Annotated in this window: 12 protein-coding genes; 5 read left to right on the forward strand and 7 right to left on the reverse strand. The window is 49.4% G+C overall.

Translation table 11 applies throughout. From position 1 onward, the window contains the following. The first annotated feature begins 286 nt into the window (after positions 1-286). Positions 287-2341 carry a cation:proton antiporter gene (locus ABD892_RS13975; protein WP_345196426.1) on the forward strand — a complete coding sequence of 685 codons (2055 nt, stop codon included), beginning with the start codon at positions 287-289 and terminating at the stop codon, positions 2339-2341. Positions 2342-2581: 240 nt separating this feature from the next. Beyond that, on the forward strand, positions 2582-2914 hold the full coding sequence (locus ABD892_RS13980) for a TehB family protein (RefSeq protein WP_345196427.1): 333 nt from the start codon (positions 2582-2584) through the stop codon (positions 2912-2914). Positions 2915-3027: 113 nt separating this feature from the next. Here the strand turns inward: ABD892_RS13980 and ABD892_RS13985 are convergent, their stop codons facing one another. Beyond that, positions 3028-3213 (reverse strand): hypothetical protein, encoded by a 186-nt coding sequence (locus ABD892_RS13985; RefSeq protein WP_345196428.1) that lies wholly within the window; start codon positions 3211-3213, stop codon positions 3028-3030. 535 nt (positions 3214-3748) lie between these two features. Here ABD892_RS13985 and ABD892_RS13990 point away from each other — a divergent pair. Next, positions 3749-4132 (forward strand): DUF2541 family protein, encoded by a 384-nt coding sequence (locus ABD892_RS13990; protein WP_345196430.1) that lies wholly within the window; start codon positions 3749-3751, stop codon positions 4130-4132. A gap of 54 nt (positions 4133-4186) precedes the next feature. Here the strand turns inward: ABD892_RS13990 and ABD892_RS13995 are convergent, their stop codons facing one another. Genes ABD892_RS13995 through ABD892_RS14005 form a run of 3 tightly spaced genes read right to left on the reverse strand, consistent with a single transcriptional unit; the run spans position 4187 to position 5648 of the window. Beyond that, on the reverse strand, positions 4187-4435 hold the full coding sequence (locus ABD892_RS13995; RefSeq protein ID WP_345196432.1) for a hypothetical protein: 249 nt from the start codon (positions 4433-4435) through the stop codon (positions 4187-4189). 32 nt (positions 4436-4467) lie between these two features. Then, positions 4468-5004, reverse strand: coding sequence for an Lcl C-terminal domain-containing protein (locus ABD892_RS14000; protein WP_345196434.1), 537 nt, complete (start codon positions 5002-5004; stop codon positions 4468-4470). Next, the gene (locus ABD892_RS14005) at positions 5001-5648 is read right to left on the reverse strand and encodes an Lcl C-terminal domain-containing protein (RefSeq protein WP_345196435.1); all 648 of its coding nucleotides are present in this window, start codon (positions 5646-5648) and stop codon (positions 5001-5003) included. Before ABD892_RS14005 ends, ABD892_RS14000 begins: the two co-directional genes overlap by 4 nt. Before the next feature lie 326 nt (positions 5649-5974). Between ABD892_RS14005 and chrA the strand changes: the two genes are divergently transcribed. Beyond that, on the forward strand, positions 5975-7123 hold the full coding sequence (gene chrA / locus ABD892_RS14010; RefSeq protein WP_345196436.1) for a chromate efflux transporter: 1149 nt from the start codon (positions 5975-5977) through the stop codon (positions 7121-7123). 123 nt (positions 7124-7246) lie between these two features. Here the strand turns inward: chrA and ABD892_RS14015 are convergent, their stop codons facing one another. After that, entirely contained in the window at positions 7247-7714 is a 468-nt protein-coding gene (locus ABD892_RS14015) for a DUF3144 domain-containing protein (protein ID WP_345196437.1), read from the reverse strand. 251 nt (positions 7715-7965) lie between these two features. Then, entirely contained in the window at positions 7966-8460 is a 495-nt protein-coding gene (locus tag ABD892_RS14020; protein ID WP_345196439.1) for a protease complex subunit PrcB family protein, read from the reverse strand. Between the two features lie 188 nt (positions 8461-8648). Here ABD892_RS14020 and ABD892_RS14025 point away from each other — a divergent pair, with 188 nt between their 5' ends. Beyond that, on the forward strand, positions 8649-11036 hold the full coding sequence (locus tag ABD892_RS14025) for a DNA polymerase II (protein WP_345196440.1): 2388 nt from the start codon (positions 8649-8651) through the stop codon (positions 11034-11036). Here ABD892_RS14025 and ABD892_RS14030 read toward each other — a convergent pair. Beyond that, positions 11022-11414, reverse strand: a complete 393-nt coding sequence (locus ABD892_RS14030) for a nucleotide pyrophosphohydrolase (RefSeq protein WP_345196442.1) — start codon at positions 11412-11414, stop codon at positions 11022-11024. The genes ABD892_RS14025 and ABD892_RS14030 overlap by 15 nt on opposite strands. Positions 11415-11604 lie beyond the last annotated feature (190 nt).

Raw genomic sequence — 11604 nt, forward strand, 5'->3', positions numbered from 1 at the left:
TTTTGTGCAAAAACTGTACTCTGTTGCCAAAAGTACGGCCAGCTTGCTCACATTCCCAAGGTTAAGCGGGATTTAAGGTATAATTGTGAACACTCCCTGGCGATCCTCTTTTCAGCTACTGCATCCTGACAATGTGATCCTATCAGAGCGTTTTCAGTATGTGTGGACAGGGTTCGTACAGGAGTGTTGTAAAGGGACTTCTGTACTTTACAGATTCGGTTCATGAAAGTTTGCAAATATAACGCAGTGACCTAATGTGAAGTAAAACAGTATATAGATAAATGTCATGGAAACGACGCTCCTTATCCTGGTCTTTGTAGTGCTGTCTATTCTGGTCGGGGTCACCGTCCGGGCTTTATTAAAGAATACGGCCATCCCGTACTCTGTGGCGTTGCTGGTTTTCGGTTTATTGCTTGGGTTGATGTCTCAGGCGGGCTATATCAAGGAGCCGATAGAAGAAATCAATTTATCGATACGCCTTGGTGCTGCACTGGATCCTAACCTCATACTGTTTATCTTTCTTCCCGCACTGGTGTTTGAGTCGGCCTTTGAGCTTGAAGTGCACCTTTTCAAACGGATGTTTTCACAGATAGCCCTTTTAGCGGTACCTGGTCTGGTTATCTGTACCTGTATGACGGCATTTATGGTGTTGTGGTTACTCCCCTGGGAGTGGAGTTTCCCGGTGGCGTTGATGTTCGGGGCGATTGTCAGCGCGACAGACCCTGTGGCGGTAGTGGCACTGCTTAAAGAAATGTGCTCCCGTGCTCGCCTGCAGACGCTGATTGAAGGTGAGTCGCTGATCAATGATGGTACTGCTATTGTCCTTTTCTCGTTGTTTTTGACACTGGCGACGCAGTTGAACGCAGAAATGCACATCCCAACGGTTGTGTTTGAGTTTTTCAGGGTTGTGTTTCTTGGCATTATCCTGGGCTGTCTGGTCGGTGCTGTCAGTCTGATATTTATTAACCGGGTGTTTAATGACAGCCTGATAGAGATCACTTTGACCCTAGTGACGCCTTACCTGGTGTTCTATGTTGCTGAGCACGTCTTCCATGCATCAGGTATTGTGGCGGTAGTGACGCTGGCGTTGATTTATGCCGGCCCTGGAAGAACCTGTTTTTCTCCGGAAGTGATTCATCACCTGCATCACTTCTGGCAGACACTGGCTTATCTGTTCAATACCTTGATTTTCATCCTTGTGGGACTGGTCGTCGCGACACGGGTGACTGATGCATCCCTGGACTCCTGGGGCTATCTCTTTGTGATATTCCTTGGTGTACTGGTTATCCGATCGTTGGCGGTGTTGGGATTGATGCCGTTTCTCTCTCGTTTGGGGGTTGGTATCAACAAAGAAAAGGCCATTGTTTTAACGTGGGGAGGCCTAAGAGGTGCCGTCTCTATGGCGCTGGCGCTCATGGTGGCAGCTAACGATTCCCTGCCGCTGGATATCCGAAATCAAATACTGTTTTTAACGGCGGGTGTCGTTGTTTTGACCATCGTCATTAACGGGGGAACGATGCGGCTTGTCATGGCAAAACTCGGGCTGGACAAGTTGCCTAAGGCCAAGCAGAAGACGCTGGAAAAAGTAAAGTCTGCCATTTACCAGGATGTCGAATCCCTCAAGGGAACCTTGAAATCTGATCCGTTGATGCAAATGGTGAATTGGGAGAGAGTGGAATCCAAACTGTCTGACTTGAAGCCCAGTGAGGAAACATTGGCTCAGCAGGGTAAGGAAGAGGAAACCGGTACGGAATACCTGAGAAAGCTGCTGGAAACTGAGCGTCAATACTACTGGAATCAGTTCTCCCAGGGATTGCTAAGCAAGAAGGCGACCACGTTGCTGGTGACAGCCATTGAGCAGGCTTTGGATGGAGAGCCCAAAATTGCGCCTCGTCCCCATCTGGAAAAAAGCTGGGTTGTACCGAAGTGGATCGAATATATGGCATCCGTTCCCTTCATTCGGCGCTATGCCACGCAATATCGTTACATGCAGCAAGTTTTGGTTTATGAAAGTGCGCGTGGTCTTTTGGCTGCGAATCGTCAGACGATTACGCTTGCGAAGAGTATATCCATGTCTGAAAAAGACAGGGATGCCGCACTGAGTGATATGGAGCGCAATATTCAGCTGGGCGAAGAAGCGCTTGCTAATATCAAATCACTCTCTCCGGAGATTGTTGCGAAAATTGAAACGCATACAGCCCTTCGTATCCTGCTGAATAAGCAGCGAAATAGCCTGACTGCCTTGTCGCATGAGGGGGTGATTTCCGAGGTCGATGCAGAAAAACTGGTGTCGGAAGTCGAATTTAAGATGCATAGAGCTGGTCAGGATAAGCTGAGCTAACGTTATTTGATACTTACGGCTTCCCGGTCGGCGCCACTCTATCGCGAAGTCTCGGCTTCATGGTCTCGATTTTTCGGAACTTTTGTCAGTCTTGTGAATCAAGCGATTCTCGATTTTTCGTGTGCTCTGATATTCCTATACTGATTTCCATCAGCTGTTAAAGTTAGCCTCTGCACAGCCCGTGTTTTTATCGATTAATCCTGTCTGATGGGCAAGTGATTCTTAACAGTAGGAGCGGCCATGAGACATTTACGCATTCCTGTGAACTGGACGATTCAACGATCCACCCCGTTCTTTACTAAAGCGAATGTCCCCGCGGCATTGTTGTCTCATCACAATACGGCCGCAGGCGTTTTTGGTCAGATTTGTGTTATGGAGGGGACAGTGACGTACTATGGCTTTGCGGATGAGGTGGCGACTGATCCTGAAATTACGGTAGTCATCAGGGCAGGAGAGTTTGCAACCAGCCCGCCCCAGTATTGGCATCGCGTCGAATTAAGTGATGATGCTCAATTCAATATCAATTTCTGGTCTGAAAAGCAGGTGGAGCAACCCTTGTTTCAAACACGTTGAGCCGTGCTATTGGGTCGTGACAGCGAATGCTGGGGGGAATGCGGCTTTAAATTAGTAATGAGGGCTGAGTGCCTGGTACAGGTAAGCCACGCAGGCGTGGCTTACCGATACGTTTAGCGCGAGCGGCGTGTCGGGTGGCTGGACTTGACGGGAATGGCTTGCAGTACTTCATCTCTGGAATGTACCTGATAGATGCGTCGGAAATACTCCGACTCAATGCCTTCTTTCGTGAGCGGTTTCAGTTTGACACCGATTCGCTTGAGATAGGCGAACATATGGCTCAGTGTCGGTTTACCCATGGCATCACTTCCTCCGGGAAAACAAAGCCCTGTTTTCACAGGGTATCTGGCCTGCTAAGGAACCTGTCGTGCTTTCACCCGTCCTTAAGGTTGGCCGTCCTTGCCTGCCAATTTTCCGTTCTCCCTGAGAGGAAATGATTGACAGACAGCAAGCGGATATCATCTGTAAAAAATTAGCAGGGGATATGCCAAGTTTTTCGTGTCCCCGTTTGGCGCAGCCCTCAGGCCGTTGCCTTACAGATTATGATGCTATCGTAAGCGGCTTTTGTGACAGTTTGGAGAACAAGGCTGTCACGGATGGAAACCGTTGGTAACGGACGTCAGTACTATGTAAGCATGGCGAGGCAAACGCATTTATACCGTTATTCATGCAAAAAGCTGCCACTGGGTGATCAGATGGCCTCCGTATTGTTGGATGTTTGTGTAGCTGTATTCCGCGGAGCGTCATCGGCGCATACTGATTATTCAGGCGCTCGATATTTGATTATGATTCGGTCAAAAGCACACCTGTTTATTTATACAGATAAGGATCACCATGAAAAAGCTTTTGGCGCTTGCTCTTATGAGTGTTATCAGTGTCGGAGCCCTCGCGGATGACTGGAAAAAACTCGGCGAACGCCGTGTGTCATTCAACAGTGAGACTGATACGATTCATGTCAGTGGCTTTAAGGGGAAATTTGACAAGATTTTCCTCCGTGTTGAAGACGCACCTATCCGTCTGGAAAAGATCAAAGTTGTTTTTGGTAATGGCGGTCACCAGAATTTCTATATCAGAAAGCGTCTGGAAAAAGGACGTCAAACCGTACCGTTGAGACTGATTGACGGTGACCGGGTCATTAACAAGATTGAACTGAATTACCGGACGGCCATGGGTGGCTACAAGACTGCAGAAGTAAAGGTCTATGGTCTGCGCAGCTGATCAGGCATTCATATGACACGTTCAGGCAGGTGACAGGCAACTGTCACCTGTTTTTCATTTTGGGGGCTGAGAAATATCAACACACTCAGTATGTGTTGGAATCAGTAAGGGGTGATCTTCCGGTAATTCGGAAAATGTGACGGGATAATCATTCGTCTCGAACAGGTTGAGTGCTTCACAGCGTGCACTGAACTCGTCCTCCGCCATCACTATGGGTGAATCTGGCAGGGTTGCAGGATCAAATCCCCACTGGTGCCAGACAGGGTTCTGCGGATTAATAATGCGAATAAGATAAGCGGCCATCATACTGTCCCTGAAATAGCAGAATTACTGGATTACTCTTTGACCAGTCGAAGGTAGCCCCGGATGTTTTTGTGCATGTACTGCTTGGTTCCGGAATACAGTGACGAACTGATGTAATAATGTGCACTGTCGTGTTTTTCGTAATGATAGTCTTCTGACGTCATCTGTAAGCCCTTAAAGGGGGAATCCGGGAATACTGCTAAATCAATGGCTGGTGTCTTACAGGCTTTAACGACCAATGTTTCTAGCTCCGGGTAGGTTGGCAGTCTGTAACCTTGAACATAGTGGACATAGTTAACGCCTCTATCCCAATCGAATTCTATGGGTATTCCGTCACAATGATCATCAGTAAAGTTGTCAGGTGTACCCGCATCGTTATGGGTTTGACCGACAAGGCAGCGCTGCCAGGTCAAACCGGTTCGTGTATCGGTTACGGTGCCATCTGTAGAAAATCGGTAATATTTGTGTTCGGGCGTGTAACTGGCTTCACAGGTCTGTTCTTTGGCTGCCAGTGAACTGGAGAGTGTTATGAAACTGGCGACAGCAAAAACGTTTATTTTTTTGTTCACTGATCTGTTTCCTGTTGTTTGTTGCTGGCAGGGATGGTCTTAGCTTTTTCTTTCGGTGATGATTTTTTGACAAGCTTTTTCTTATCGTTCTCTGTGACAACATGCTCCCTGATGAAGCGCGCATAGGCTCGACTGTTTTTCTGAAAAAGCTGCATAGAGGAAGAGTAGAGAGAGATGGCATAAAAATACCGGGCTGTTTTATCCTGGTTCTGGATTTTCTCGTCCGCAGACATCAATAATCCTTTGTGCGGTGTATCAGGGAAAATGGTCAGGTTGACGGCGGGCGTTTTACACTCGGCAATCATTGTCGTTTTCAGTTCCGTAATACTGGGCAGTCGGGCACCAGGATTGCGCTTCATTCGTTCCTGCATATCAAACCAGCTGAGTTTGCTGGGTTTCCCCTCGCAGTAGTCGTCGGTGAATTTGTCTGCTGTACCAGCATTATTCAGTGTCTGTCCGAGCAGGCAGCGTTCCCAGACCAGCCCTGTGGTGCGATGGCGAACAGTGCCGTTAGCATTAAAATGGTATGCCGTGGTATCAGCCTGATAGCCGGGGTCGCAGTATTGCTTGTTTCTGACCGATGGCAGTAATTGCAAGAAAACAACAATACTGATGAGTGCGGCAAGCATTCCATACTTATTCATGCCAAATTCCTTCGAACAGCATACGGCGATTACCTGATGACAGTCGGCAATCAATATCCCTTGGGCATATAACGATTGGTTCGGGTTGGGCTGATCTGAACAGCGCCTTCTCTTTTAAAGAGTAGTGTTTGGTGCGGCTTTGTTTGCCTTAGGTGACTGACATTTTACTGACGTTTCTGGTGGTTTTGTTACCAGTAGGTAAGGGTACTTATTGGTCATGAAATTGAAATAAATGGCTGATAATCATAGGCTCCAGCAACACATATAGCGTACCTGCCTGCAGAGATCAGGTTCCAGGTTCTTCTTCTTTAGCGGTAAATCAATCTGTGATCAAAACACTGGAAATTTTCTGGCAGTTTTTCCTGCTGGGGTGGACCAGCTTTGGTGGTCCGGCGGCGCATATCGGTTATTTTCGTCATGCCTTCGTGGAGAGGCTGCAATGGCTGAGTGATGAGCAGTACTCCCAGCTGGTGGCCTTGAGCCAGTTTCTGCCGGGTCCTGGGTCCAGTCAGGTCGGTTTTGCCATTGGCTACCGACGGGCCGGCCTGCTCGGTGGTTGTGCGGCATTTGTCGGCTTCACCCTGCCATCTTTCGTTATCCTGCTGGCGATCGCCATGAGCAGTCATGCATTTTTTGACGCCAGCTGGTACCAGGGGGTGATTGCGGGCCTGAAGCTGCTGGCTGTTGTCGTGGTAGCAGATGCCATCATCCAGATGTATCGGAGTTTTTGCCAGCGTTCGCTGACTGTGGCGCTCTGCGTGTTCAGTGCGGCGATTCTCCTGATTGTGCCCGGCGTACTGGCCCAGATGGCGGTATTGGTACTGGCTGCGGGCATTGGCTGGCGATGGTTACCTGCGTCAACAGACAAACATGAAAACTACCGGATAAAAGTCTGGCCATTGGTGCTATTTGGTGGTTTGCTGCTGTTGCTGCCACTGGTGGCGGGGCAGCGTCCGTTACTGACGCTGTTCAGCGACTTCTATCAGGCGGGCAGTATGGTATTCGGCGGTGGTCATGTGGTTCTGCCACTGCTGCAGAACACCACGAAAGATCTGATCAATACAGATACGTTTCTGACCGGCTATGCCGCCGCACAGGCTATTCCCGGCCCCATGTTCACCTTGTCTGCCTACCTGGGGTATTTCGCATCCGAGTCGATGCCGGTTCTGGGGGCCGTGATTGCCACCATCGCTATCTTTCTGCCGGGCTTTCTGCTGGTGATCGGGATGCTGCATGCGTGGCAAGCTGTTGCAGGCAGGGCCAGAGTTGCAGGAGCCATCAGTGGCATTAATGCCTCGGTGGTGGGCTTGCTGGTGGCCGCGATGTATTCACCGGTCTTTGTATCGGCAGTACATACGTCGCTGGAGTTGGTCCTTGCACTGGTTGGTTTTTACTTGCTGAGGGTCAGACGCTGGCCTGTCTACTGGTTGGTGGGATTGGCAATTGTGTTGGGAGTACTGATTCTTAAAGCCTGACACATTAGCGGCTATGCGAGCGATTGTGCGCGAATAGGCTGGAAAGCTGGGCTGGATGAGGGTAAGAAACGTGATGGGTGATGGAGGGCAGGGCTCCGGCAGGCGGCCGGAACCCTTATCCGATCAGAGCGGGTTATTTTTGTAGAATTCGAAGTGGTCTTTGAGCATGGCCTTGTATTGCTCCATGAACGCTTCCACATACTCTTTCTGGTTGGTTGCAATGCTTTTCTGGTCAGCAGAAGCCACCAGAAAGGCGTTGTAACGGGCCGCTGCATAGAGGAAGGCGTCGCTGATGATATTGATCGGCAGCTTGCGGCCTTCGGCATGCTTGTTCGCCAGACTGATAAAGGAATTCACGATTTCCAGAATCTGTGCTTCAGTCTCTTTGTCGATTTCAAAGGGCATGTCGTTGCCATTGGGATCCTTGTTATCCTTGGATGCAGAATCCTTCACTGGCATGTTACCTGGCGGCGTAAATTCTTTTTTGGCACCCAGATCGTTAGTCCGGTTGAATTGATTATTTGCGGCAGCGGCTTTCTGTTTCTCAAAGAAATCCTTCATGTCGAAATCACTGCTGTTACCTTTATCCATAACCACGCTACTCCTTACATAATAAATATGACGTTATTTGAATTGGGTGTCTATTACGTAAGAAAGGTATTTGGTGGAAAAGTTCCTGAAATAATTCTGTTTTTTTCACGCTGATCAGCCTGCAGGGCATTCCTGCAGAGGGCGGACAACCACTGGGTATTTTTCAATTAGCCAATAGTCGCAGAGTGTCAGGGTTGGGGTGGTCGTGGTGGACGTCTACTGATGTTGTCAGGGTTATTTAAAACAGATAGTTATAAGCAGCTTTCTTTGTTGAATACTTCCTTGAACAGTATGGGTTTCGACCCGTTTGGCTTCGATATCGTGACCAGTTGATGGGGGAAGGTAAGAGCCTGTGTAGTCACGCAGTCCGCGCCAGGTTGCCGATTTTCTACCCTGACTTCCAGATAATGACACTTATCTTCAACGGCTATGATCGTCATGCGGTAACCGCCTGAAGGCTGTGTCCCCATCTGGGCATAAAGTGCCAGTTGTGTATTGAAATCAATCTTTTCAATCAATTTGGCACTATTAAACAACGTATGGAGAGTATCAGGGTCATGGATGGCCAGTAGCGCCTTATTCGGGTTTTGGTAAAAGAAATCATAGGTGTTGATGATGTTGATAGGAATCTCTCTGGCGACACAGGTATCAAGCTCGTCATCGGACATGCTTGCAATGGCGAACGTTGTGAGAAGCAGTAAACTGCCGGTATAAATGAGTTGGATTGCCAGAATAGCGTATTTCATTGATAAGGCCTGAAAGTGTGTGGAATGCATAGCGTTATAGTGTGAAGTGATGGCTTGTGTTTCCATTCTGACTGCCGTAGACGATTCTAGTTCATAAAAATGTCGATATAGCGATAAAGTTAATGGATGTGACCTTTCTGATATTCGCACGGTATCATGGGGTCTTTGGATAGCAGGGAACCGCTCCCTTGAATTGCAAGACACACCCCCCTGTTCATGAGGGGTTTCTTCTCGGACGCCATAGCCTCGATCACGCCGGTACGACGGAGATTCATTTCTGGGTGACGACGGGTTCAGGGATAGCCAAGCTTATTGTCACGGGTGAACGTCCCGTGTTTTTTGTAATGGATGAGGATTACATCAGGCTGTCAGCGTGTCTTTCGAAGGCCGGTCTCACTCATGAGTGCCGGGCAGTCGCGTTGGAAACCTTTCATCATGAGCCCGTACGAGCGGTTTATACACCGACGCTTGAGGTGGGATTCAAGGCACAGGACAGGCTTCGAAAACTCGGTGTGACACTGTTTGAAGCCGATATTCGCTTGCATGAGCGTTACCTGATGGAACGTTTTATTACGGGAGGCATTGCTTTCACAGGGTGGGCGGTGAGGCAGCGTGGTTATACAGAATACCATGATGTCAAAGTGCGTCCTGCGGAGGTAAGTTCTCCCTTTTCCGTACTTTCCTTGGATGTTGAATGCTCTATGGATGGGGAGCTTTATTCGGTCGGGCTTGCCGGAGAGACCGTCGAACGGGTTCTGATGATCGGCTCCCCAGTCTTTGGGCACAGTCCGGGGCTTAGTGAGGGAACCATTCTCTGGGTTGAGAATGAACGGTCATTGTTGAAAGCGCTTGAGGAGGAAATTGAGCAACTGGATCCGGATATTCTTATTGGCTGGAATGTGGTCAATTTTGACTGTCGGCTGCTACTTGAACGGGCTCGCGTCCATGGTTTCCGGTTGTGTTTGGGAAGAGGGAAACAACCTGCCAGTTGGCGAGAACGTCGGGGAGAGTCTGGTGTGGGGTTTGTCACCGTGCCCGGACGCGTGGTGATCGACGGTATTGATGCGCTAAAGTCTGCTACCTATCAGTTTGCCGACTTCACACTTGAGACCGTATCACAAAGCCTTCTTGGCCGGGGGAAGGCGACAGAGGAAGTCGATAACCGGCTGGCGGCGATTACCCATGATTTTCATCATGATAAGCATAAGCTTGCCCGTTATAACCTGGAAGACTGCAGGCTTGTTCTGGACATTTTCTGTCAGACCCGGTTGCTGGATTTCCTGAGGCTGCGTAGCCAGCTGACGGGGTTGGAGCTGGATCGCATGGGCGGTTCTGTCGCCGCCTTCACCCACTTGTACCTGCCAAGGCTTCACCGTGCTGGTTATGTAGCGCCGAACTTGCCCGACGACGGTGGGTTGGCCAGTCCCGGTGGCTATGTGATGGATTCCAAACCTGGTTTGTATAACAACGTTCTGGTGCTGGATTTCAAAAGCCTTTATCCCTCGATTATCCGTACATTCAAAATTGATCCTCTGGGGCTGGTTGAAGGCCTCAAGCAACCAGAACAGGCGATTCCCGGCTACCGTGGTGCTGTTTTTTCCCGGCAGAGCCACTTTCTGCCGGCGATTATCACCTCCCTCTGGCAGCAGCGGGACGAGGCGAAGCAGCAACAGGATAGCGCCCGTTCACAGGCCATCAAGATTTTGATGAATTCATTTTATGGGGTGCTCGGCTCCGGTGGGTGCCGGTTTTACGATACCCGTCTGGCCAGTTCCATTACGCTTCGTGGGCATGCCATCATGCAGCAAACCGCAGGCTGGATTGAAGCAGAGGGATACCAGGTGATTTATGGTGATACGGACTCCCTGTTTGTCCGGCTTGCGGACCATTTCAGCCCGGAAGAAGCCGGCTGCATTGGTAAAGCGTTGGTAATGGACATTAATCAGCGCTGGCACGATGCCTTACAGGAAGAGTTTCAGCTAGACAGCTACCTTGAACTGGAATTCGAAACCCATTATATCCGTTTTCTGATGCCAACTATTCGCGGCGCGGAAACGGGCAGCAAAAAACGCTATGCGGGATTGAAGTGGACATCTGCCGGAGAGCAACTGGTATTTAAGGGGCTGGAGTCTGTCCGTTCAGACTGGACCCCACTGGCTAGGCAGTTTCAGGTTCAGTTGTTTGAGCGGGTGTTTGCTGATCAATCGCCTGCTGATCTGGTTAAGGAAACGGTCAGACAAACACTGGCGGGGGAACGGGATAGTGAGCTGGTTTACAGGAAGCGTCTTCGTCGTCCTCTCAGTCAGTATGTCAGAAGCAGCCCTCCCCATGTCAGGGCGGCGCGACAGGCTGATGAATGCAACCGTGCTGCGGGCAAGATGCTGCGCTATCAGAACAAAGGCTGGATCAGTTATATCATCACGGTGAATGGGCCTGAGGCTGTAGAACACCGTGTCAGCCCCATTGATTACCAGCACTACATCGACAAGCAGCTCAAACCGGTTGCTGAGGTCGTTTTGCCCTTTGCGGGAGAGGGCTTTGCTCAGTTATGGGATGAGCAGTTATCGCTTTTTTGAGTCAGCTGCCGTCTGATTAATCACGTGAGGCGGGTATTCGTTGTATTTTTTACTTTGTCCGCGAACGAGGTCCGCCGGATATTTTTTACCGTTTTCTGCCAGTTTCTCAGTGACGGCCTGCATTAGGTCGATATCCAGTTTGTCTGCGAGACGAGTGAGATAGATCTGGATATCCGCCAGTTCTTTAGCAACGTCTGCCAACTTGGTCCCGGATAATTCGCTGGACTCCTTTTCAGTTAGCCATTGGAAGTGTTCCAGTAATTCAGCGGATTCCACACTGAGAGCCATGGCCAGGTTTTTAGGGGAATGGAATTGATCCCAATCCCTGTCCACTGCAAATTGACGTAACTCAAGTCTTAAGTGATCCAGGTTTTTCATTCAACACATATCTGCTTAATTCGGTGGATGGCAATGATATACCTAACCTATGTTAATTAACGACATGTTGCATGTGATGTCTGCCACGCTAATAATTATGAACGGTAGTATAAACCTTAACTCCCGCTTAACGATCTGAAGAAGTAAGGCTAAATTGAATGAAGAGAGCGTCCCCTGTGCTCTTCAGGCA

Source organism: Kistimonas scapharcae (assembly GCF_039540975.1).
Taxonomy (GTDB): domain Bacteria; phylum Pseudomonadota; class Gammaproteobacteria; order Pseudomonadales; family Endozoicomonadaceae; genus Kistimonas; species Kistimonas scapharcae.